The sequence below is a fragment of the Ollibium composti genome, assembly GCF_004801285.1.
In the GTDB taxonomy this organism is placed as follows: domain Bacteria; phylum Pseudomonadota; class Alphaproteobacteria; order Rhizobiales; family Rhizobiaceae; genus Mesorhizobium; species Mesorhizobium composti.
Map to the genome: position 1 here is coordinate 83,974 of NZ_SSNY01000008.1, position 21,686 is coordinate 105,659.

Genomic DNA, 21,686 nt, shown 5'->3' on the forward strand with positions numbered 1-21,686 from the left:
TTGGATCAGTCTGCCGCCTGCAGCGGGTCGCCGCCGATCCTGGACAGCCGGATCACCGCCTGAGTGCGGCTGTCGACGTCGAGCTTCTGCAATATGGCCGAGACATGCGCCTTGATCGTCGCTTCGGAAACGCCGAGTTCATAGGCGATCTGCTTGTTGAGCAGGCCCTCGGCCAGCATGCCGAGAACGCGGGTCTGCTGCGGGGTGAGTGTCTGCAAGCGCTTGATGAGGTCGGAAACCTCGGGATCGCGCTCGACGCCGAGGTCGATGCCGACGGGAGCAGCGATATCCCCGGACAGCACCGCCTCGATGGCAGAGCGGATCTCTTCCATACTGGCGGACTTGGAGATGAAGCCGGAGGCGCCGAGGTCGAGCGCGCGCCGGATCGTCGCCGGGTCGTCGTGCGCCGAGACCACCACAATCGGCACCGTCGCATGGATGCCGCGCAGCGAGATGAGGCCGGACAGGCCGCTCGCTCCCGGCATGTCAAGGTCGAGCAGGACGAGGTCTATGTCGCCATTGGAAAGAAGCAGCGCCTTGGCGCTTTCGAAGTCGCCGGCCTCATGGATGGCGGCAACGGCGCCCGTGCCTGCGATCGCCTCGCGCAAGGCACCTCGGAACAGGGGATGGTCGTCGGCGATGACGAAGCGGTGGCCGCCAGGCATGGTCCCTCCCAATCCCCATTCTTGTTATGTCCTGGGATCAGCGATCGGATTATGAGGCCACGGTCGGCGTTTTCAAGCGGCAAAGACTGGAATTGCCGCTTTCAACAAGCTCCCTTTCACGTTTTCTGCGGAGCAGGCTCTTCCTTTTCCATATCCTTGACGATCCCCATGAAGGACCGCAGGAAGCGTTCCATGTAGCTCATCGTCTTGTTGAAATCCTCCTCGCTGGGCAGGCTCGATTCCAGCTTCTGCGACAGAGAATTCTCCAGTTTCGATACACGCTCGTCGAGACCCTTCACCTTGTCCTGGAGCCGGTCGATCTCGTCCTGGAAGGCACTGCGCTCGTCGGCGGCGACGCGGCAGACGAGTTGGCCTTCCTTCTCCTCGCAGATCGACATGGCGCCGGTCTGGGTGTCCATGCGCACGTAGCCGTTGGCGGATTTCTCCAGTCTGTAGCGCTCGGCATCGTTGGCGTGGGCGGGAACCGCGACAAGCGGCATCAGGGCAAGGCAGGCAGCAAGGCTGGCAAAACGCATCTCTTCCTCCTTCGTCCGATACCCGTTTCAGCGAGTTTCATGACAGGGCTTTGCGCCCGAAATGGGGACAACGCCGCCCTGCCCTTTTCCGCGCCGGACATTCGCATTATAGGGCGGCAATGTCCGCGATCATCTACAAGATAGTCCCTCAGGCGCTGTGGCGCGAGGCCGAAGCGAAAGGCCGGTTCGACGGCGCGCCCGTGGACCTTGCTGACGGCTTCATCCATTTCTCCACCGCCGACCAAGTGCGAGAGACGGCGGCACGACATTTCGCCGGGCAATCCGGGCTGCTGCTGGCCGCGATCGACGGACACAGGCTCGGCCCGGCGCTGCGCTACGAACCGTCGCGCGGCGGCGCGCTGTTCCCGCATCTCTACGGCCGCCTCGCCCTCGACACGGTGTCGTGGGTGAAGTCGCTGCCGCTCGGCGCCGACGGATCACACATCTTCCCGTCGCTGGAGGACGAATGAGCGCCTTCGACGCGATCGGCCGGCGCCTGCTGTTCTGCCTCGATCCGGAGCGCGCGCACGGCCTGTCGATCACCGCGCTGCGCTCAGGCTTGCCGGTCGCCGTTCGACCGGTGCCCGACAGCCGACTCGCGGTCTCGGCCTGCGGGCTGACCTTTCCCAATCCGCTCGGCATGGCAGCCGGTTACGACAAGAACGCCGAGGTGCCGGACGCGCTGCTTTCGCTGGGCTTCGGTTTCGCCGAGGTCGGCACGATCACCCCGCTTCCGCAACCGGGCAATCCGAAGCCGCGCATCTTCCGGCTGACCGAGGACGGTGCCGTCATCAACCGACTGGGCTTCAACAACGAGGGCCATGCGGCAGCCGAACGGCGGCTGATCGCGCGCAAGCGGCGCGGCGGCATCGTCGGCGTCAACATCGGCGCCAACAAGGACAGCGCCGACCGCGTCGCCGACTACGAGGCCGGCGTCGCCCGCTTCGCAGCACTGGCCTCCTACCTCACCGTCAACATCTCTTCGCCGAACACGCCGGGCCTGCGCACCATGCAGGGGCGCGAACAGCTTGCCGAGCTTCTTTCCCGCGTCGTGGCCGCGCGCGGCAAGGCCGCCGCACAGCCGCCCGTCTTCCTCAAGATCGCGCCCGATCTCACCGAAGCCGACCTCGAAGACATCGCCGCCGAAGTGACCGAAAAGGCCATCGAAGGGGTCATCGTCTCCAACACCACCATCGCGCGGCCGCCGCTGAAATCGGCTAAAGCGGCGGAAACAGGCGGCCTCTCCGGCCGGCCGCTGTTCGAGCGCTCCACCGCCATGGTGGCCCGCATGCGCAGGCTGCTCGGGCCGGATCGCATCCTCATCGGTGTCGGCGGCGTCGATTCAGCCGAGACGGCATTGGAGAAAATCCGTGCCGGCGCCGATCTCGTACAGTTCTACACCGGCCTGATCTATGGCGGGCCGGCGCTGCCGGGCCGGATCGTTTCGGGCCTGAGCCGCGCGCTCGACCGCGAGGGCGCGGCCTCGATCCGGGATCTGCGTGATACCCATCTCGACGCATGGGCAGCCAAGCCAATCAGCGCATGACGCTTTCTGCGCCAAAAGCACCGGTGTAGCTCTCCGCCATAGCGCGAGCGGCCGCCTCGGACGACCGCAACTGGTCGAACTCGGCTCGCTGGATGCGGCGGGTAAAGCCGTCCATGTCCGGCAGCCGGTGCAGCAGCGAGGTCATCCACCAGGAGAAGCGCTCGGCCGCCCACACCCGCGCCAGCGCGTGCGCCGAATAGGCGTCGATGCCGGCCGCCGAACGCTCCGCATAGAACTCGACCAGCGCATCGGCCAGCAGGCCGACGTCACCCGCGGCCAGATTGAGGCCCTTGGCGCCGGTGGGCGGAACGATATGGGCGGCGTCGCCGGCGAGGAATAGCCGGCCGAAGCGCATCGGTTCGGCAACGAAGGAGCGCAGCGGGGCGATCGATTTTTCCATCGACGGGCCGGTGGAAATCCTCTCAGCCGTTTCGGCGTCGAGGCGGCGGCGCAACTCGTCCCAGAAGCGGTCGTCGGACCAGTCTTCCACCCGCTCGTCCAGCGAAACCTGCACATAGTAGCGGCTGCGATGGCGCGAGCGCATGGAGCAGAGCGCGAAGCCGCGCTCGTGGTTGGCATAGATCAGTTCGTCGGAAACGGGCGGCTTCTCCACCATCAGGCCGAGCCAGCCGAACGGATAGACGCGCTCGAAGGTTTGCAGCGCCCCGGCCGGCACGCTGGCGCGCGACACGCCATGGAAGCCGTCGCAGCCGGCGATGAAGTCGCAGGCGATCTCGTGGCCGACGCCGTCCTTGACGTAGCGAACTTTTGGCGAAGCGCCGTCGAAACCGTGTAGCGACACGTTTTCGGCCTCGTAGAAGGTTGCCGCACCGGACGCCGCGCGCGCGTCCATCAGGTCGTGCGTCACCTCGGTCTGGCCGTAGACCGTGACGGTGCGGCCGACGAGGGCGCGGAAATCGATGCGATGGCGCTCGCCGTCGAAGCTCAGTTCGACGCCGTCATGCACCAGCCCTTCCTCATGCAGCCTGTGCGAAACGCCGGCTCGCTCCAGCAGTTCGACCGTTTTCTGCTCCAGCACGCCGGCGCGGACGCGGCCGAGGACGTAGTCAGCGCTGCGGCGCTCGAGGATGACGGTTTCGACGCCGTGGTTTTCGAGCAGGCGACCAAGCAGCAGGCCGGCGGGACCGGCACCGACAATGACGACTTGCGTGCGTATTTTATTCCCCTCCCCCTCGGCCTGCCGGCTCAGTCGTATCGGTCCACGGCGCGCGACGGCCGGATGCGCAGCGCCTTCACCAGTCCGCGCGCGGCCGTCAGCCCGGCCGCCGTCGCTATCGCCATCTGCGGCAGCACCAGCCATTCCAGCGTCCACGCCGCCCCCGAACGTTCGTTCTCGTGCACCAGCGCCTGGTTGAGCGTACCGAGCAGGCCGGCATTGAAGCGGGCGAGCGCCACCAGCACCTCCGCCGATACGGGATTGGCTTTATGCGGCATGGAAGACGAGCCGCCTGCCCCGGAAATCTCGGCCTCGCCGACCTCGCTCTGCACCATCAGCGCGACATCCTGCCCGAGCTTGCCGAGCAGGCCCGAGGTCAGCGACAGCCACGCGGCGAAACGGGCGATCCGGTCGCGCTCGGAGTGCCAGCAAGGTGCGTCGGCAAGGCCGAGCGCATTCGCCATTTCCCGCGCAACAGCGTCTCCCTTGCCATCGAATCCGCTGCGCGTGCCGATCGGGCCACCGAGTTGTATCGCGAAGATCGACGGACCAACTCGCCGCAGTTCTTCGGCCTGCCGCGCGAGCGGCGCGCGCCATGTCTCGATCTTGTCGGCGGCGGTGAAGGCAAGGGCTACCTGCATGCGCGTATGCGCCATCAACGGCACGGCACCGTCGCGGGCGGCCAGGTCGCGCAGGCCGGCCACGAGAGCGTCCAGCCGCTTCTCCACGATGCCTGCGACGCGTTTGAGTCGCAGCATCAGCGCTGTATCGACGATATCCTGGCTGGTCGCGCCCTTGTGCACCGCAGCGGCATACGGCTCACCGACCGCCTCGCGCAATTGACGCACGAGGTCCGGCACGACGACGCCGTCGCGCGCAAGGCCCTCGGCCAGCCTCTGCCGATCCGGCGAGAACGTCCGGCATACGTCGCCGATGCGGGCGGCGGCCTCCACCGCGATCAGGCCCGCCTTCGCCTCGGCGTCGGCAAGCGCTGCTTCTACAGCCAGCAACGCCGCCAGCTCGACCTCGTTCGAAAACAGCGCCTCGACCTTCTCGTCGCCGACGAGCGCCGCAAGGAACGGCCGGGACGAGGCACCGGTCACCGGGTCGCTCCGGGAGTTTCTGAAAGCTCGGTCATGGTCAGCTTTCCCACAGCGGATCGTCGCTCAAACGTCGAAAAACACGGTTTCCTTCTCGCCCTGCAAACGGATGTCGAACGTATAGGCCACGCCATCCTTGCCTTCGCTACGCGGCGCGATCAAGGTCGGCACGCGTACCTTGTGCTCGACGCGCGCCAGCACCGGGCACTCTGCGTTGGCCGCTTCCTCGTCGGCGAAATACATGCGCGTATGCAGGCCGATATTGATGCCGCGCGCGACGATCCAGAAGGTGATATGCGGCGCTTGCAGGCGACCGTCCTTATAGGGCACGCGGCCGGGCTTGATCGTCTCGAAGCGGAACTCGCCGGTCACGCCGTCGGTCGGCTGGCGGCCCCAGCCGGAAAAATGGGGGTCGGCCGCACCGCGCCGTTCCACCGGGCTGTTGTGCAGGCCGGCGGCATCGGCCTGCCAGATCTCGATCAGCGCGTCCTTCAGCGGCGTGCCGCTGCCGTCCAGGACCCGACCAGTGACGGTTATGCGCTCGCCCTCGGCCTGCGGCCCGACCATGACGCGGCCGAGATCTTCGGGGTAGACGCCGTCGATACCGCACCAGTTCGGCGTCAGGCCGATATGGACGTAAGGTCCCGCCGTCTGTGAGGGTGTTTCCTTCAGCATGTCGAGCTTCTGCACCATCAGTTGCCCTCCATGCGGTTCTCGAACAGGGTCGAGCGGCGGCCGCGCAGCACAATGTCGAACTTGTAGGCGAGCGCGTCCATCGGCAGCGTGTTGTTGCGGTCGAGGGCCGCGATGAGTTGCTCCGCCGCCGCGCGGTCGGGAATGGTGGAGACGATCGGACACTGCCAGATCATCGGGTCGCCCTCGAAATACATCTGCGTGATGAGGCGCTGGGTGAAGGCGTGGCCGAAGATGGAGAAATGGATATGGGCCGGACGCCAGTCGTTGACGCCGTTCGGCCATGGATAGGCGCCCGGCCGGATGGTGCGGAACCAATAGCGGCCGTCGTCGTCGGTGATCGTTCGGCCGCAGCCGCCGAAATTGGGATCGAGCGGGGCGAGATAGGCTTCGCGTTTGTGGCGGTAGCGGCCGCCGGCATTGGCCTGCCAGAATTCCAGTAACGCGCCGGGCACCGGGCGCCCGTTCTCGTCCAGAATCCGGCCATGGACGATGATGCGCTGACCGATCGGCTCGCCATCCCTGGAAAAATTATGGATCAGGTCGTTGTCGAGCGGGCCGAGCTGGCCATGGCCGAAGCGCGGACCGGTCATTTCCGACACGGTGCCTTCCATCGACAGCAGCGCGTGCTGCGGCGAGCGCAGCACCGAGGTCTTGTATTGCGGCGTGAAGGCCGGCGGATGCCAGGCCCTGTCGCGCTGGTAGAACGATCCCATGTCGCGGATCGCGTTCGTGTCCTTGTCCGCCAAAGAAGCGCCCTCCCCGCCTACCGTTCCGCTCCGTCCGCGATCTCAGCATAGACCGTGCGGGCGATCTTGAAAGCATGGTTGGCGGCCGGCACGCCGGCATAGGCGGCGACGTGCAGCAGCGTCTCGCGCACATCGTCGACCGTCGCGCCGGTGTTGCGGGTGGCGCGGATATGCAGGGCGAGTTCGTCGTCATGGCCGAGCGCGGCCAAAAGGGCGATCGTGACGATGGATCGCTCGCGCAGCGAAAAATGCGGTCGGGTCCACACCGAACCCCAGACGCCTTCGGCGATGAAGGTCTGGAAATCGCGGTCGAGATCGCCAGCCTGCGCGCCAGCGCGATCGACATGTGCATCTCCCAGCACCTTGCGGCGGATGGCCATGCCGGCCTCGTAACGAGTGTCGTCGTCAGCCATGGCCGGCCTCGCGCAGATGGTTGTCGATCAGCTCCGCCAGCACACCCGGTGCCTCCACGCTGGGAATGTGGGCAGCGTCCCCGATCACCGTGAAGCGGGCACCGGGGATGAGGTCGGCGGTGGCTCGCACCAGGTCCGGCGGCGTCGAACCGTCGTGAGCACCCGCCACGCACAGCGTGGGTGCTGCGATGCCGCCGGCATCGACGTGCAGGTCCGCATCGCGGAGCGCGGCGCAGGTAGCATTGTAACCTTCGACCGGCATGCGCGCCAGCATGTTGCGCCAGCCGGCGTAGTCAGCCGTACGCTCGCCGCGGAAGCCCGGCGTGAACCAGTTCACCAGGATCGCGTCGGCGATGGAGGCGATGCCGCCGGCCTGGATGGCCTCGACGCGCGCGGCCCAGCTTTCAGCCGTGCCGATCTTCACCGCGGTGCTGCACAGGACCAGCGCCTTGACCCGTTGCGGCGCCCGCGCGGCGAGGCGCTGGGCAATCATGCCGCCGACCGAGACACCGACGACGGCGGCGTTGGCGATGCCGAAATGATCGAGCAAGGCAAGCAGGTCGTCTGTGTGGTCGTCGATCGTGTACGGGCCGGGCGGCGCGTCGGAGAGGCCGTGCCCGCGCTTGTCGTAGAGGAGGATGCGATAGCGTCCACCCAGGCGGTCCGCGACTTCCTGCCAGATGCGGAAGTCGCTGCCCAGCGAATTGCTGAAGACGATGGCGGGCTTCTCAGGCCCACCGCTATCGGCGACATGAAAGGCAAGCCCGTTTGCCTGCACGAACGCCATGGTCAGCGCAGCCCGACGCGGTGGAACTGAAGGAGCGGAACGATCCGGACGGCATCGCCCTTGGAATTGAACCGCAAACGACCTCTCCGCGCCCTTCTTCGGATCGGCAATGTGCGCATGGCGAACATTGCAAGACAATACGAACAAAAGCTACCGCTACCGCCCTAGCTGTCAAGAGCGCAGCCAGCGGGAGGCGTCACCGCATGCGTTACGACTTGGCCGCCCTGAGCAGCATGCCGAAGAGATCGCGCGGCTCGTCGGGATCGGCGAGCAGGTCGAGTTCCTCGTAGAAGCCTGTGGACGCCAGCTTGTCGCGCACGTAGCGCAAGGCGGAAAAATCCTCGGTGGCGAAGCCGACCGAGTCGAACAGGGTGATCTGCTTGGTCGCCGTGCGGCCTTCGGCCTTGCCAGTCATCACCTGCCAAAGCTCGGTGACGGGGTGGTCCGGCGCGAGCTGCTGGATCTCGCCCTCTATGCGCGTCTGCGGCGGATATTCCACGAAGATGTCGGAGCGCAACAGGATGTCCCTGTGCAACTCGGTCTTGCCGGGACAGTCGCCGCCCACGGCGTTGATGTGGACGCCCGAGCCAACCATGTTGTCGGTAAGGATGGTGGCGTACTGCTTGTCCGCCGTCACCGTGGTGATGATGTCGGCGCCTTCTACCGCCTCCTGTCCGGAAGCGCAGATCACCGTCTCCAGCCCGAGGCCGGCGAGGTTGCGCGCGCATTTTTCCGAAGCCGAGCGGTCGATGTCGTAGAGCCTGACCGTATCGATGCCGACGATCGCCTTGAAGGCCACGGCCTGGAATTCCGACTGCGCGCCGTTGCCGATGATGGCCATGGTGCGCGCGCCCTTCGGCGCCAGATATTTCGCCGCCACCGCAGACGTCGCCGCGGTGCGCAGCGCCGTCAGCATGGTCATTTCGGTGAGCAGCATCGGATAGCCGGAGCCGACATCGGCCAGTACGCCGAAGGCGGTGACGGTCTGGCGCCCCTCGCGCATGTTCTTCGGATGGCCGTTGACGTATTTGAAGCCGTACAGCGTGCCGTCGGAGGTGGGCATCAGCTCGATCACGCCGTCATGGCTGTGCGAGGCGACGCGCGGTGTCTTGTCGAAGGCTTCCCAGCGCAGGAAGTCCTCCTCGACATAGGCGACAAGCTCGGTCAGGAACCGCTCCACCCCGACCGCCAGCACGAGTTTCATCATCGAATCGACGCTGACGAACGGAACGATGGCAAGGCGTGAGGGCTGGGTCATGGTCAGTGTCTCCCGGAATGGCTGCGGGTCGGGCGGTCCATGATGCGACGGCCCATGAGGCTCGCCGTCAGGTCCACCAGCAGCGTGGCGGTGCGGCCGCGCTCATCGAGGAACGGATTGAGTTCGACGAGGTCGAGGCTGGTTACAAGCCCGCTGTCGCTCAACATCTCCATCGCCAGATGCGCCTCGCGCAATGTAGCGCCGCCAGGAACGGTGGTGCCGACCGCCGGCGCGATCGAGGGATCGAGGAAATCGACGTCGAGGCTGACATGCAGCATGCCGTCGGCCTTGGCGACGCGATCGAGAAAGGCCCGGAGCAATGCGCCGATGCCGTGTTCGTCAATGGCGCGCATGTCGTGCACCGTAACGCCTGCCTGCTTGAGCGCCGTGCGCTCGGCCGGATCGACACTGCGCAGGCCGAGCGTACAGACCCGCTCGGGATCGACCGGGACGGCAAGGTCAGGGAAATAGTTGCGGAAGCCGGGCTGGCCGCAGGCATAGGCGAGCGGCACGCCGTGCAGGTTTCCGCTTGTCGTCGTGTCCAGCGTGTGGAAGTCGGGATGCGCGTCCAACCACAGGACGAACAGCGGGCGTTTCAGATCGGCAGCGCGGCGGGCGACGCCGGCAAGCGTGCCGGCGGAAATGGAATGATCGCCGCCGAGGAAGATCGGCATGGCGTCTTCGCTTGCCGCATAGGCGGCTTCGGCGATCGCCGCCGTCCAGGCAGAGATTTCGGGCAAGGCCTTGAGCGCCGGATTCGCGTGCGCCATGGGTCGGATCGCGCCCGGCTGGATGCCGCCGATATCCTCGACCTCATGGCCGAGATCCCGCAACGCCGAGACGATGCCGGCGACACGCAGGCTCGATGGCCCCATGTCACAGCCGGGATAGGAATTGCCCTCCTGAACCGGCGCTCCAACAATCCTGCATCGCATCGTGTCGATCTCCTGCGTCAGACCGAGTCAAACACGATCGTCCGTCGGATCGAACAGCGATAATTGCCAATTTGTCAGATATAGTTTGCAATATGATTGGCATCTTTATCATAATGAAAAGATGGATACGCTTGACCAGAAACTGATTGCGCTGCTGCGCCACGACGCGCGGCGCAGCATCTCCGACCTCGCGGTCGACCTCGGCGTCTCCCGCGCCACGGTCAAGGCGCGCATGGAGCGGCTGGAAAAGTCGGGCGACATCGTCGGCTATACGGTGATCCTGCGCGCCGATGCGGTCGACCAGCGCATACGCGGCATCATGATGATCGAGATCGAGGGCCACGCCGCCGACCGGGTGGTGCGCGCGCTGGGCGGATTCTCGGAAGTCTCGACCATCCACACCACCAACGGCCGGTGGGACCTCGTGGTCGAGCTCGGCACGTCGAGCCTCAGCGATTTCGACGCCGTGCTGCGCCGCATCCGGCTGATCCCCGGCATCACCGGCAGCGAGACCAGCCTGCTCCTGGCGACACCACGCAGCACCAAGGCGTGGATCTGAAAACCATCCGGGCGACCGGCGTCCTCAAGCGATTGCACCTGAAGCGCGGACGCCTCAGGATCACCTTCGTCCTTCCCGCTTCGTGCGATCGTCGCCGTTACTCGGCCCGGACGCCGCTTCAGACAAAACAGTCCGGGTAGGTTTCACGCAACAGTTCGACGTCGGGGATGACGGCGCTGAGATGGACCTTCATACTGGCGCAGGCGGCCGCCACATCATGGGCGGCGATGGCGTCGCGGATCGTCTGGTGCTCGCCGATGACGTGCTCCATCCGGCCGAGCGCAGGCAGGGTCATGCGCCGCGCCCGGTCGATCTGCACCTTCACAGGCCGCAGATAGTTCCAGATGCCGGGATATCCCGCGATGCCGGCAATCACCTCATGAAAGGCCTCGTCGGCCTCGTGGAAGCCGTTCGTGTCCTGCCGTCCGGCAAGGAAGCGCTGCCTTGCCAGAATATCATCCAGTCGCGCCACGTCGTCGGCGCTCGCGATGGTGGCCGCCCGCTCGACGGTGGCACCTTCCAGCGCCTTGCGGATGACCACGGCCTCGGGAATGAGCGAGGTGGGAATAGGCGCCACGAAGGTACCCGACTGAGGGTAGACTTCGACCAGTCCGTCCTCGACGAGTCGGATGAGCGCCTCGCGCACCGGCGTGCGGCTGACACCGAAACGCTCGGTCAGCGCCTTCTCGTTCAACGGGTTGCCCGGCCTGAGTTGCATGGAAACGATAGCCGCGTGCAGTTCGCGGTAGATGGCGTCGGCGGCCGTGGTGCGTACGATCCCAGCCGGACGCGCCTTGGCGCGGGGCGCAGTGCGGGCGGCAACCGCGCCGGCTTCCTGCGCTGCCTGTTCCGCCTTCATCGTTTCCATGACCCGAATCCCATCTTCATCCCGGTTGACATACTAATATATTATTCCCTACCCTTAGCCAACACTCGCAAACGCGCCATGGACAAAATATGCCCGGAAGCGGGCATTTCCGACAAGCCGCTTGCCGCCGGTCCGGACCAGAGGATACCCGTCATGCCGCTCCACCCCGACAGGCTTTTTCCTGCCGAACCCGCAAAGCGGGATATCGCCAGACTGCTCTACGGGCATGTACGCGACCTGCCCATCGTCTCGCCGCACGGCCATACCGATCCTACGTGGTATGCCGAGGACATGCCGTTTCCGGACCCCGCGACGCTGTTCGTCAAGCCCGACCACTACATCTTCCGCATGCTCTATTCGCAAGGCATCGCGCTGGAAGCGCTCGGCGTGCCCCGGCCCGACGGCACACCGGTCGAGACGGACGGGCGCAAGATATGGCGGCTCTTCGCCGACAACTACCACCTGTTTCGCGGCACGCCGTCGCGCCTGTGGTTCGAGCACTCGCTGGAAACGGTGTTCGGCATCGGCGAGCGCCTCGGTGCGGACAATGCCGACAGGCTCTACGACAGGATTTCGGAACAGCTCGCCGATCCGAGCATGCGGCCGCGCGCGCTTTACGAGCGCTTCAATATCGAGGCGATCTCGACCACCGACGCCGCCACCGACGCCCTGGCCGCGCATGAAGCGATCCTCGCCTCGGGCTGGAAGGGCCGGGTGGTGCCCGCCTATCGGCCCGATGCCGTGGTCGATGCATCGCGCACCGGTTTTCACACAGCCGTCGAAGAACTCCTTGGCCTTGCCGAAACACCAGCGACCTTTGCCGGCTATCTGGAGGCGCATCGCCGCCGCCGCACCTATTTCAAGGCGCGCGGTGCGACCTCGACAGACCACGGCCACCCCACGGCTCTGACGGCGAACCTTTCGCAAGCCGACGCCGCAGCATTGTTCGACCGTGTGATGAAGCCGGAAGTCGATGCCCGCGATGCCGAACTGTTCCGGGCGCAGATGCTGACCGAAATGGCGCGCATGAGCATCGAGGACGGGCTGGTGATGCAGATCCATCCCGGCTCCTTCCGCAACCACAACCCGCAACTCTTCGAGACGTTCGGCTTCGACAAGGGAGCCGACATCCCGACCCGCACGGATTACGTGCGCGATCTCAAGCCGCTGCTCGACCTGTTCGGCAACGACCCGCGGCTGACGCTGATCCTGTTCACGCTGGACGAGACGACCTACGGCCGCGAGCTTGCGCCGCTCGCCGGCCATTATCCGGCGCTGCGGCTGGGGCCGGCATGGTGGTTCTTCGACAGTCCCGACGGGATGCGGCGCTTCCGCGAACTGACCACCGAGACGGCGGGCTTCTACAACACCGTCGGCTTCAACGACGACACGCGCGCCTTCTGCTCCATCCCTGCACGTCACGACATGGCGCGCCGCATCGACTGCGCCTATCTGGCTGAACTGGTTTCCGATCATCGGCTGGAGGAAGACGAGGCGTACGAGGTCGCCCACGATCTCGCCTACAATCTGGCAAAAAAGGCATACCGGCTGTGAGCGCGACGGTTCGGCTTTCCAACGATCGCCTGCGCGATCTGCCTTCGACCGTAGCCCAGCCGGGCTACGACCGCAGCCGGATGCAGACCGGCATCGTGCATATCGGTATCGGCGCCTTCCACCGCGCGCACCAGGCCGTCTACACGGACGCCGTGCTTGCCGATGGCGATCTCGACTGGGGTATCGTCGGCGCATCCCTGCGCAGCGCCGACACGCGCGACGCACTGGCGCCGCAGGACGGGCTCTACACGGTGGCGGCGCGTGACGGTGGCGGCGAGCGCCTTAGCGTGATCGGCTCCAGCGCCGGCCTGCTGGTCGCGCCCGAAAACCCGCAGGCGCTGCTGGCGGCCATGACCGATCCGCAGGTCAGGATCGTCTCCCTGACGGTGACTGAAAAGGGCTATTGCCATTCGCCGGCCAGCGGCGAACTGGACGAGGCTCATCCCGACATCCGCCACGATTTCGCTTCACCGAACCTGCCGCGCAGCGCAATCGGCTTCATCGTCGAGGCGATCGCGCGCCGGCGTGCCGCAGGCGTTCGGCCGTTCACACTGCTCTCCTGCGACAACCTGCCGGCCAACGGCCGAACGCTGAAACGTGTCGTCAGCCGCTTCGCCGCGTTGCGCGACGCCGATCTCGGCCGCTTCGTCGCCGGCGAAATCGTCTGCCCCTCGACGATGGTCGACCGCATCGTGCCGGCTACCACCGACGCCGACCGCGCCGCCGTTTCCCGCGCGCTGGGCATGGAAGACGCATGGCCGATCATGACCGAACCGTTTTCCCAATGGGTGATCGAGGACGACTTCCCGGCTGGCCGGCCGGCGTGGGAGATGGTCGGGGCGACGTTCGTGAGCGACGTCGATCCCTACGAGTTGATGAAGCTCAGGCTGCTCAACGGCAGCCATTCGACGCTGGCCTATCTCGGCTATCTGGCCGGTCATGAGACGGTTTCCGACACCATGGCGGCACCCGGCTTTGCGACGCTCGTGCGCTCGATGATGGACGAGGAAGTGACGCCGACCCTGCCGCGGCTGCCCGGTATCGACCTCGAGGCCTACAAGGCCGACCTTCTGGCACGCTTCCGCAATCCGGCCCTGCGCCATCGCACGTGGCAGATCGCCATGGACGGCTCGCAGAAACTGCCACAGCGGCTGCTCGGCACCATCCGCGACCGGATCGCGGCGGGGGCGCCCTTCGCCAAACTGGCGCTCGGCGTGGCGGCATGGATCCGCTATGCCGCCGGCACGGACGAAAAAGGCGCGCGCATCGACGTGCGCGATCCGCTCGCCGAGACCATGAGAGAACGGACCGAGGGCTGCGCCTCGGCGGCGGAGTTGACGGCGGCGTTCCTGGAACTGGAACAGGTCTTCGGCCTCGACCTTCCGGCCAATCCCCACTTCGTAGCGGCTGTCGAGGCGGCACTGGACGACCTTCTGGCGAACGGGGCGGCTGCCAGCGCGGCGCGTATGGCCGCCGCCTGAACCTATAAGGACGCAGAAAGCGATTGCGCTTGCCAACTGATAGACTAATATATTACTAGTGAAGCCGCGCTACGGGAGAGGCGGCACAGGGAGGAGAACAAGATGCACAAGATCACCCGCAGACAGGCATTGGGCGGCATGGCCGGTATCGCGGTGTTGCCTGCGATGGGCGCCTTCGCGCAGTCCAAGGCGCCGGCTTCGCCCGTCGCCCTCAACATCGTCGATGTCGCCGGCAACCTGGCGCTGACGCAGAAGGCGATAGAGAACTACAAACAGGCCAAGCCGGAATTCGTTTCCAACATCTCTTTCACCAAGGCGCCGGCGCCGGAACTGCCCGGCAAGCTGAAGGCGCAGCAGGACGCCGGCCGCGTCGATATCGATCTCGTGCTGACGGGAACCGACGCGCTTTCCGCCGGACTGGAAATGGGGCTGTGGGTGAAGCTCCTGCCCGACGACAGCGGCGCACTGCCCAAGCTGGCGGATGTCTACCAGGAGCCGGCTGCACGCATGCAGACGCTGGCGCAGGATCACGGCGTGGTGGTGACCTATTATCCGTCCGGCCCGCTCATCGAATACATGCCCGACAAGGTGAAGACCCCGCCGACCACGGCCGAGGAACTGCTTGCCTGGGCGAAGGAGAACCCCAACCGGTTCCTCTATGCCCGCCCGGCCAATTCCGGCCCCGGCCGTACCTTCCTGATGGGCCTGCCCTATCTGCTCGGCGACACCGATCCCAAGGATCCGGTGAAAGGCTGGGACAAGACCTGGGCCTACCTGAAAGAACTGCACAAATACATCGAATACTATCCGACCGGAACCGGCGCCTTGATGAAGGAGCTCGGCGAAGGCACGCGCGACATGACGGTGACGACGACCGGCTGGGACATCAACCCGCGCGTCCTCGGCGTCGTGCCGAAGGAGGCAGCAGTCGGCGCGCTGAAGGGCTTCCACTGGGTGGCCGACGCGCATTACATGTGCGTTCCGAAGGGCGTCAGCGACGAGAAGCTCGCCGTGCTCAAGGACCTGATGGCCTTCCTCCTGACGCCGAAGCAGCAGGCCTTCACCTACGACGAGGGCTATTTCTATCCCGGCCCGGCGGTCAAGGACGTCACCCTCGACATGGCGCCGCAGGAAAGCCAGGACGCGATCAAGGAATTCGGCCGCGCCGAATATGCCGACCTGATCGCCAACAACCCGATCGAGCTGCCGCTGGAGCCTTCGGCCATGGTCACCGCGTTCCGCATCTGGGACGAGCAGGTCGCCGCCGCGCCGAAATGACGGCTGCCGCCTGACATTTTCGTTCAAGGTCCGGCCTGGGTACGGCCGGACTTCCCTCTACAGTGGAGCCACGACGGATGCTGCTTGCCTCGTCGCAATTCGACGAACTCCGTCTCGACCGCATGAGCCGTTCGTTCGGAACCGTGAACGCGCTCAAGGACATTTCGCTGACCATCCGCAAGGGCGAGTTCATCGCCCTGCTCGGCCCCTCGGGCTGCGGCAAGTCGACCGCGCTCAACTGCCTGGCCGGCCTTCTGGCGACCACCGGCGGCAGCATTTACCTCGACGACCGCCGCCTCGACCAGTTGAAGCCGGAGGATCGCGGCTTCGGCATGGTGTTCCAGAATTACGCGCTGTTTCCGCATATGACGGTCAAGGCCAATGTCGGTTTCGGGCTGAAGATGCGCGGCATGGCGAAGGCCGAAGCAGCGCGGCGGGTGGACGAAGCGCTGGCGCTGGTTCGGCTGGAAACGCAGGGCAACAAGCTGCCGGGGCAACTGTCCGGCGGCCAGCAGCAACGCGTCGCCATCGCCCGCGCCATCGTCATCGAGCCGCCGCTGGTGCTGATGGACGAACCGTTGTCCAATCTCGACGCCAAGCTCAGGCTCGAAATGCGCGCCGAGATCAGGCGCATCCATAACCAGCTCGGCGCCACCACCGTCTACGTGACGCACGACCAGGACGAGGCGCTGTCGCTCGCCGACCGCATCGTGGTGCTGCGTGACGGCACCATCCGGCAGATGGGCTCGCCCCGCGACCTGTATGAGAATCCCGACCACCTCGACGTCGCCGAGTTCATGGGCTACCGCAATCGCCTCGCCGGTACGCTGGTCGACCGCGACGGCGCACGCGGGACGGTCGATGTCGGCGGCGTCAAATTGTCCGGCACGGTGCGCGGCGACATCGCCACCGGCGGATCGGCCATCGTGGTGGCGCGGTCCGACGACATCACCGTGACCGACAGCAAGGCGAACGCGCTGGCGGCGACGGTGGAGACGATCGAATACCGCGGGCGCGAATATGTCGGCACCGCGCGCAAGGCGGACAGCGCGGAAGTCGTCTTCCACGCCGCGCGGCCGGTTTCGGTCGGGAATCCGGTGTCACTCTCGGTCGACGCCGGCCGCACGCTGATCTTCCCGGCGTAAGGCAAGCGACGATGGCCGACCCACAGCCTTCCCTGCGCCAACGCCTTGCCCTGAGGGGCATCGACGGCGTGACGCTTCTGGCGCTGCCGGCAATCCTGTTCGTGCTCGCCGTCTTCATCTATCCCTTCGCCTACGGCCTGCTGCTCTCCTTCGAGCCGAAGGAAGGCGGCGCGCTTGCCAACTACCAGCGCTTCTTTTCCGATCCGTTCCTTTACAGGACCATCGCCACGACACTGTGGCTGGCGATTCCCGTCACCGTCATCAGCCTGGCGCTGGCGGTACCGATCGCGCTTCGAGTCCGGCTGATGACACGCCAGCGCCTGCTGACCACCATCCTCGTCCTGCCGGTCACGTTGGGCACGGTGCTGGTTGCCGAAGGCCTGCTCAACTATCTCGGGCCGCAGGGCTGGTTCAGCCGCACGCTCATGCTGTTCGGCGTCATCGAACATCCGTTGAAGCTTACCAACAACTACTGGGGTGTGTTCGCGTCCCTTATCATCACCGGCTTTCCGTTCACCTTCCTGTTGACGCTGTCCTATGTGACGGGCATCGACCCGGCGCTGGAACATGCCGCAGCCACGCATGGCGCCGGCGCCTGGCAGCGCTTCCGTCACGTCTTTTTGCCGCTGTTGGCACCAGGGCTCGCCATCTCGGCCTGCCTGTCCTTCGTGCAGGCCTTCGCCGTCTTTCCTTCGGCCATTCTGCTCGGCGCGCCGGCGGGACCGACGCGCGTCATCTCGATCGCCGCCTATCAGGCCGCCTTCGAGCAGTACGACTACTCGATGGCCTCGGCCATCGCCATGATCATGGCCGCCGTTCAGATGGTCATCGTCGTCGCCATACTGGCGTTCCGCAACCTGTTCTACCGCGGCTCGACGGCCGGCGGGAAAGGCTGAGGTGATCCGATGATCCGCGACACGACCATCGGCGCGAAATTGTGGATCACCGCGGTCTGGGCGGTGGTGATCTTCTTCGTCCTCAACCTCGCCGCCATGATCGTCGCCGTCATCCTGTCGTCCTTCGGCACCCGCTGGCTCGGCACATGGCTGCCCGCCGGCTTCACCGATCGCTGGTACTTCGCCGCATGGTCGGAATTCCAACTGCATGACGTGCTGATCGTCACCTTCCAGATCGCCTTCATCGTCGTCGCCCTGTCCGGCCTTCTGGGGGTGACCGCCGCCTATGCGCTGGCACGGCGCGACTTCCCCGGCAAGAAGCTGGTGATGCTGCTGTTCCTCCTGCCGCTGCTGGTGCCGCCGATCACCTTCGGCATTCCGCTGGCTACCGTGCTCTATCAGGCCGGTGTCGGCGGCACCTTCTGGGGTGTGGTGATCGCAAACCTGGTGCCGACCGTCCCCTTCGTCATCCTGGTGATGATCCCCTTCATCGAGCAGATCGATCCCAAGATCGAGGCGGCGGCCCGCGTCTTCGGCGCCAACACCTTCAAGCTCTTCATCCATGTGCTGCTGCCGATGCTGGTGCCCGGCATCCTGGCGGCGCTGCTCCTGGTGCTGGTGCGCACGGTCGGCATGTTCGAGCTGACCTTCCTGACCGCCGGGCCGACCAGCCAGACGCTGGTTGTCGCGCTCTATTATTCGGTCTTCGCCTCCGGCGTGCGCGCCGTGCAGTCGATCGACGCCATGGCCGTCATCTACATGATCACCACGCTCGTCTGGCTGCTGATCGCGCTGCGCTTCGTCAATCCGACGCAGATCGTCGCCCGCGCCAAGCAGGCGCCCGCGCAACAATAGACGTCATGTCGGCCTGATTGAGGTTCGGCCGGAACGATCGCTCAAGGCGAGAAGTAGTGATTGATGGAGACCTCGCCCCGGAATCGAACCGGGGATCGAAGGATCTGCGGTCCTTTGCCTCGCCACTCCACCACGAGATCGGATCGCGACGCGATATAATCCCGTCCGTTAAGTAATTGTTTACGGATGGATCGCCAGCCAACAGCGCCGACCGGTCAGACGCGATGGCGGTAGGCCTCAATGGACGCCGGCTTCATCTCGATGGAGAAGCCCGGTGTCGCCGGCGGCATGTAGGCCGCGTTACGGATGACGCAAGGATCGAGAAAGTGTTCGTGCAAGTGATCGACATATTCGATCACCCTGCCCTGCTTCGTGCCGGAAACGGCGACATAGTCGATCATCGACAGGTGCTGGACATATTCGCACAGGCCGACCCCGCCGGCATGCGGCCAGACCGGCAGATCATACTTGGCCGCCATCAGGAGCACCGCCAGCACCTCGTTCAGGCCGCCCATACGGCAGGAATCGATCTGCACCACATCGATGGCGCCGCCGGCGATGAATTGCTTGAACAGGATGCGGTTCTGGCACATCTCGCCGGTCGCCACCTTCATCGGCGCCACCGCCTTGCGGATTGCCGCATGACCGGCGATGTCGTCTGGGCTGGTCGGCTCCTCGATGAAGAAGGGCTTGGCGAAGGCAAGGTCCTTCAACCAGTCGATGGCCTCATCGACCTCCCAGACCTGGTTGGCGTCGATCATCAGGAAGCGATCCGGGCCGATGACGTCGCGGGCGATCTTCAGCCTGCGGATATCGTCGGCGCGGTCGCGGCCGACCTTCAGCTTGATGTGATCGAAGCCCTGCTCGACCGCCTCACGGCAAAGCCTGGCCAGCTTCTCGTCGGAATAGCCGAGCCAGCCGGCCGAGGTCGTATAGCAGGCATAACCCTCGCGCTCGAGCGCGGCGATGCGCTCGGCTTTTCCGGCTTCGGCTTTCTTCAGGATTTCCAGCGCCTCGCCGGGGGTGATCGCGTCGGTGAGATAGCGGAAATCGACGATACGCACGATCTCCTCGGGGCTCATCTCAGCCACCAGCCGCCACACCGGCTTGCCCGCCTCCTTCGCCCACAGGTCCCAGACGGCGTTGACGACGGCGCCGACGGCCAGATGCATCGCCCCCTTGTCGGGGCCGATCCAGCGCAACTGGCTGTCGCCGGTGACGTGACGCCAGAAGCGGCCCGGGTCCTGCTTGACCCAATCGAGGTCGAGCCCGACGACGAGATGCCGCAACGCCTCGATCGCGGTACAACAGACTTCGTTGCCGCGACCGATGGTGAAGGTCAGCCCATGCCCTTTCAGGTTGGCCATGTCGGTGTCGAGGATGATGTAGGCGGCCGAATAGTCCGGGTCCGGGTTCATCGCATCGGAGCCGTCGAGGCTTTGCGAGGTCGGAAAGCGCAGGTCGAAGACGCGCAGACCGGTGATGCTGGTCATGCCGATGGTCCGCCTAGACGTCCGCCCGGAAGGTCTGCTTCTGCGTGCCCAGCCCCTCGATGCCGAGTTCGACGACATCGCCGGCCTTGAGGTAGCGCGGCGGCTTCATGCCGAGGCCGACGCCGGGCGGCGTACCGGTCGAAATGACGTCGCCGGGCATCAGCGACATGAACTGCGACAGGTAGGAGACGAGGAAGGCGACGCCGTAGACCATGGTTTTGGTCGAGCCGTTCTGCCGCGTCTCGCCATTGACCGTCAGCCACATCTTCAGGTCCTGCGGGTCCTTGATTTCGTCCTTCGTCACCAGCCAGGGACCGATCGGCCCGAAGGTGTCGCAGCTCTTGCCCTTGGTCCACTGGCCCTGCCGCTCGGCCTGGAAAGCACGCTCCGAGACGTCGTTGGTGAGGCAGTAGCCGGCGACATAGTCCAGCGCCTCGGCTTCGGAGACATATTTGGCCTTCCGGCCGATGACGACGGCAAGCTCAACTTCCCAGTCGGTCTTTTCCGACCCGCGCGGGATCAGAACATCGTCGTTGGGGCCGACGATAGCCGAGGTCGCCTTCATGAAGATGATCGGCTCGGGCGGCACGGTGGCGCCCGTCTCGGCGGCATGGTCGGAATAATTGAGCCCGATGCAGATGAACTTGCCGGTGCCCGCCACGCAGGCGCCGAGGCGCGGTGTTCCAGCAACGACGGGCAGGCTTTTCGCATCGAGCTTCGCCAGCGCCGCGAGCGAGGTCGCGTCAAGCGCGCCGCCGCCAATGTCGGCGACATGGGCCGACAGATCGCGGATGACGCCGTCCGCATCGAGAAGACCCGGTTTTTCGGCACCCGGCTCGCCATAGCGAAGAAGTTTCATCTTTTCTCTCCTGATTGAATCGCGGCCGGGAAAGGCCACTTGAGATCGTTTCGCCCATCCTGCCGAAGCAGGGACTTGAATGCCTTCCTAGATCGACCAGCCGCCGTCGATATTGTAGGCCTGTCCCGTCGTATAGGTCGCGCCGGCCAGATAAACCGCCAGATCGGCGATTTCCTCGGCCTTGCCCAGCCGACCCATCGGCTGGCGGGCGATGAAGGCGGCGCGGGCCGTTTCGTAGTCGCCCTGCGCGCGCATGCGGCCTTCCAGCGACGGGCTTTCGACCGTGCCGGGGCAAATGGCGTTGCAGCGGATGCCTTTGGCCACATAGTCGGCGGCGACCGCCTTGGTCAGGCCGATCACGGCAGCCTTGGTCAGGCCGTAGACGAAGCGGTTGGGCACGCCTTTCTGCGAACTCGCGACCGACGACATGTTGATAATCGCGCCGTCTTCCCGTTCCAGCATGCCGGGCAGGACCGCGCGGATGGTGCGGACCATCGCCTTCACGTTGAGGTCGATGGCGAAATCCAGGTCGCCCTGCTTCATGTCCAGTACCGAGCCGCCATGCACGAAGCCGGCGCAGTTGAACAGGACGTCGACCCGCCCGATCTCGGCGAACGCCGCCTTGACCGCGGCGTCGTCCAGCACGTCGAGCCGGCGCGTGACGAGCCTTGGCGTGCCGCTCAGTTCGGCAAGCGCCGCCTCGTTGATGTCGGTGGCAATCACGTTGGCGCCGGCAGCCGCGAACGCCAGCACCGATGCCCGTCCGATACCCTGCGCGGCGGCGGTGACGACCACCGTCTTGCCTTTCAAATCCTGTGACACGTCCTGTCTCCTTGCTG

The 21,686-nt window shown here is 65.5% G+C and carries 23 protein-coding genes and 1 tRNA gene; 9 read left to right on the forward strand and 15 right to left on the reverse strand.

The window, feature by feature from the left end; translation table 11 throughout:
• Positions 1-5: 5 nt before the first annotated feature.
• A complete protein-coding gene (locus E6C48_RS14425) occupies positions 6-665 on the reverse strand; it encodes a response regulator transcription factor (RefSeq protein WP_136358385.1) in 660 nt (219 codons plus the stop codon).
• Positions 666-781: 116 nt separating this feature from the next.
• Entirely contained in the window at positions 782-1,201 is a 420-nt protein-coding gene (locus E6C48_RS14430; protein WP_136358387.1) for a hypothetical protein, read from the reverse strand.
• Between the two features lie 119 nt (positions 1,202-1,320).
• Between E6C48_RS14430 and E6C48_RS14435 the strand changes: the two genes are divergently transcribed.
• Positions 1,321-1,671 carry a DUF952 domain-containing protein gene (locus E6C48_RS14435; protein ID WP_136358389.1) on the forward strand — a complete coding sequence of 117 codons (351 nt, stop codon included), beginning with the start codon at positions 1,321-1,323 and terminating at the stop codon, positions 1,669-1,671.
• On the forward strand, positions 1,668-2,747 hold the full coding sequence (locus E6C48_RS14440) for a quinone-dependent dihydroorotate dehydrogenase (RefSeq protein ID WP_136358391.1): 1,080 nt from the start codon (positions 1,668-1,670) through the stop codon (positions 2,745-2,747). Before E6C48_RS14435 ends, E6C48_RS14440 begins: the two co-directional genes overlap by 4 nt.
• Here the strand turns inward: E6C48_RS14440 and pobA are convergent.
• The 8 genes from pobA to rocF all read right to left on the reverse strand — a co-directional run bounded on the left by pobA (position 2,737) and on the right by rocF (position 9,859).
• Positions 2,737-3,924 carry a 4-hydroxybenzoate 3-monooxygenase gene (gene pobA / locus E6C48_RS14445; protein WP_136358663.1) on the reverse strand — a complete coding sequence of 396 codons (1,188 nt, stop codon included), beginning with the start codon at positions 3,922-3,924 and terminating at the stop codon, positions 2,737-2,739. The two genes, E6C48_RS14440 and pobA, sit on opposite strands and share 11 nt — an antisense overlap.
• 29 nt (positions 3,925-3,953) lie before the next feature.
• Complete coding sequence (locus tag E6C48_RS14450; RefSeq protein ID WP_136358393.1) at positions 3,954-5,027, reverse strand: 3-carboxy-cis,cis-muconate cycloisomerase; 1,074 nt, start codon at positions 5,025-5,027, stop codon at positions 3,954-3,956.
• 63 nt (positions 5,028-5,090) lie between these two features.
• Positions 5,091-5,717, reverse strand: a complete 627-nt coding sequence (pcaG, locus tag E6C48_RS14455) for a protocatechuate 3,4-dioxygenase subunit alpha (RefSeq protein WP_136358395.1) — start codon at positions 5,715-5,717, stop codon at positions 5,091-5,093.
• Positions 5,717-6,433, reverse strand: a complete 717-nt coding sequence (gene pcaH / locus E6C48_RS14460; protein WP_136358665.1) for a protocatechuate 3,4-dioxygenase subunit beta — start codon at positions 6,431-6,433, stop codon at positions 5,717-5,719. The genes pcaG and pcaH overlap by 1 nt, the downstream gene beginning before the upstream one ends.
• 50 nt (positions 6,434-6,483) lie before the next feature.
• Positions 6,484-6,879: a 4-carboxymuconolactone decarboxylase gene (pcaC, locus tag E6C48_RS14465; RefSeq protein WP_136358397.1), complete on the reverse strand. Its 396-nt coding sequence runs from the start codon at positions 6,877-6,879 to the stop codon at positions 6,484-6,486.
• Entirely contained in the window at positions 6,872-7,666 is a 795-nt protein-coding gene (gene pcaD / locus E6C48_RS14470) for a 3-oxoadipate enol-lactonase (RefSeq protein ID WP_136358400.1), read from the reverse strand. The genes pcaC and pcaD overlap by 8 nt, the downstream gene beginning before the upstream one ends.
• 208 nt (positions 7,667-7,874) lie before the next feature.
• Positions 7,875-8,924 (reverse strand): ornithine cyclodeaminase, encoded by a 1,050-nt coding sequence (locus E6C48_RS14475; RefSeq protein WP_136358402.1) that lies wholly within the window; start codon positions 8,922-8,924, stop codon positions 7,875-7,877.
• A 2-nt stretch (positions 8,925-8,926) separates the two neighbouring features.
• Positions 8,927-9,859 (reverse strand): arginase, encoded by a 933-nt coding sequence (gene rocF / locus E6C48_RS14480; protein WP_136358404.1) that lies wholly within the window; start codon positions 9,857-9,859, stop codon positions 8,927-8,929.
• Between the two features lie 121 nt (positions 9,860-9,980).
• Between rocF and E6C48_RS14485 the strand changes: the two genes are divergently transcribed.
• Positions 9,981-10,418 (forward strand): Lrp/AsnC family transcriptional regulator, encoded by a 438-nt coding sequence (locus tag E6C48_RS14485; protein WP_136358406.1) that lies wholly within the window; start codon positions 9,981-9,983, stop codon positions 10,416-10,418.
• Between the two features lie 118 nt (positions 10,419-10,536).
• On the opposite strand, the gene E6C48_RS14490 is transcribed toward E6C48_RS14485, so the two are convergent.
• Entirely contained in the window at positions 10,537-11,286 is a 750-nt protein-coding gene (locus E6C48_RS14490) for a GntR family transcriptional regulator (protein WP_407940998.1), read from the reverse strand.
• 153 nt (positions 11,287-11,439) lie between these two features.
• Here E6C48_RS14490 and uxaC point away from each other — a divergent pair, with 153 nt between their 5' ends.
• The 6 genes from uxaC to E6C48_RS14520 all read left to right on the forward strand — a co-directional run bounded on the left by uxaC (position 11,440) and on the right by E6C48_RS14520 (position 18,495).
• Positions 11,440-12,840, forward strand: a complete 1,401-nt coding sequence (gene uxaC / locus E6C48_RS14495; RefSeq protein ID WP_136358669.1) for a glucuronate isomerase — start codon at positions 11,440-11,442, stop codon at positions 12,838-12,840.
• Positions 12,837-14,321 (forward strand): mannitol dehydrogenase family protein, encoded by a 1,485-nt coding sequence (locus E6C48_RS14500; RefSeq protein ID WP_230978770.1) that lies wholly within the window; start codon positions 12,837-12,839, stop codon positions 14,319-14,321. The genes uxaC and E6C48_RS14500 overlap by 4 nt, the downstream gene beginning before the upstream one ends.
• A 102-nt stretch (positions 14,322-14,423) precedes the next feature.
• The gene (locus tag E6C48_RS14505; protein ID WP_136358408.1) at positions 14,424-15,599 is read left to right on the forward strand and encodes an ABC transporter substrate-binding protein; all 1,176 of its coding nucleotides are present in this window, start codon (positions 14,424-14,426) and stop codon (positions 15,597-15,599) included.
• A gap of 77 nt (positions 15,600-15,676) precedes the next feature.
• The gene (locus tag E6C48_RS14510; RefSeq protein ID WP_136358410.1) at positions 15,677-16,744 is read left to right on the forward strand and encodes an ABC transporter ATP-binding protein; all 1,068 of its coding nucleotides are present in this window, start codon (positions 15,677-15,679) and stop codon (positions 16,742-16,744) included.
• An 11-nt stretch (positions 16,745-16,755) separates the two neighbouring features.
• Complete coding sequence (locus E6C48_RS14515; RefSeq protein WP_136358412.1) at positions 16,756-17,640, forward strand: ABC transporter permease; 885 nt, start codon at positions 16,756-16,758, stop codon at positions 17,638-17,640.
• Positions 17,641-17,649: 9 nt separating this feature from the next.
• Positions 17,650-18,495, forward strand: coding sequence for an ABC transporter permease (locus tag E6C48_RS14520; RefSeq protein WP_136358414.1), 846 nt, complete (start codon positions 17,650-17,652; stop codon positions 18,493-18,495).
• 64 nt (positions 18,496-18,559) lie between these two features.
• Here E6C48_RS14520 and E6C48_RS14525 read toward each other — a convergent pair.
• The 4 genes from E6C48_RS14525 to E6C48_RS14540 all read right to left on the reverse strand — a co-directional run bounded on the left by E6C48_RS14525 (position 18,560) and on the right by E6C48_RS14540 (position 21,669).
• Positions 18,560-18,635 (reverse strand) — tRNA-Cys (locus E6C48_RS14525).
• A gap of 75 nt (positions 18,636-18,710) precedes the next feature.
• The gene (locus E6C48_RS14530) at positions 18,711-19,988 is read right to left on the reverse strand and encodes an L-fuconate dehydratase (RefSeq protein ID WP_136358416.1); all 1,278 of its coding nucleotides are present in this window, start codon (positions 19,986-19,988) and stop codon (positions 18,711-18,713) included.
• A 13-nt stretch (positions 19,989-20,001) separates the two neighbouring features.
• Positions 20,002-20,847: a fumarylacetoacetate hydrolase family protein gene (locus E6C48_RS14535; protein WP_136358418.1), complete on the reverse strand. Its 846-nt coding sequence runs from the start codon at positions 20,845-20,847 to the stop codon at positions 20,002-20,004.
• A gap of 87 nt (positions 20,848-20,934) precedes the next feature.
• The gene (locus E6C48_RS14540) at positions 20,935-21,669 is read right to left on the reverse strand and encodes an SDR family oxidoreductase (RefSeq protein WP_136358420.1); all 735 of its coding nucleotides are present in this window, start codon (positions 21,667-21,669) and stop codon (positions 20,935-20,937) included.
• Positions 21,670-21,686: the final 17 nt, after the last annotated feature.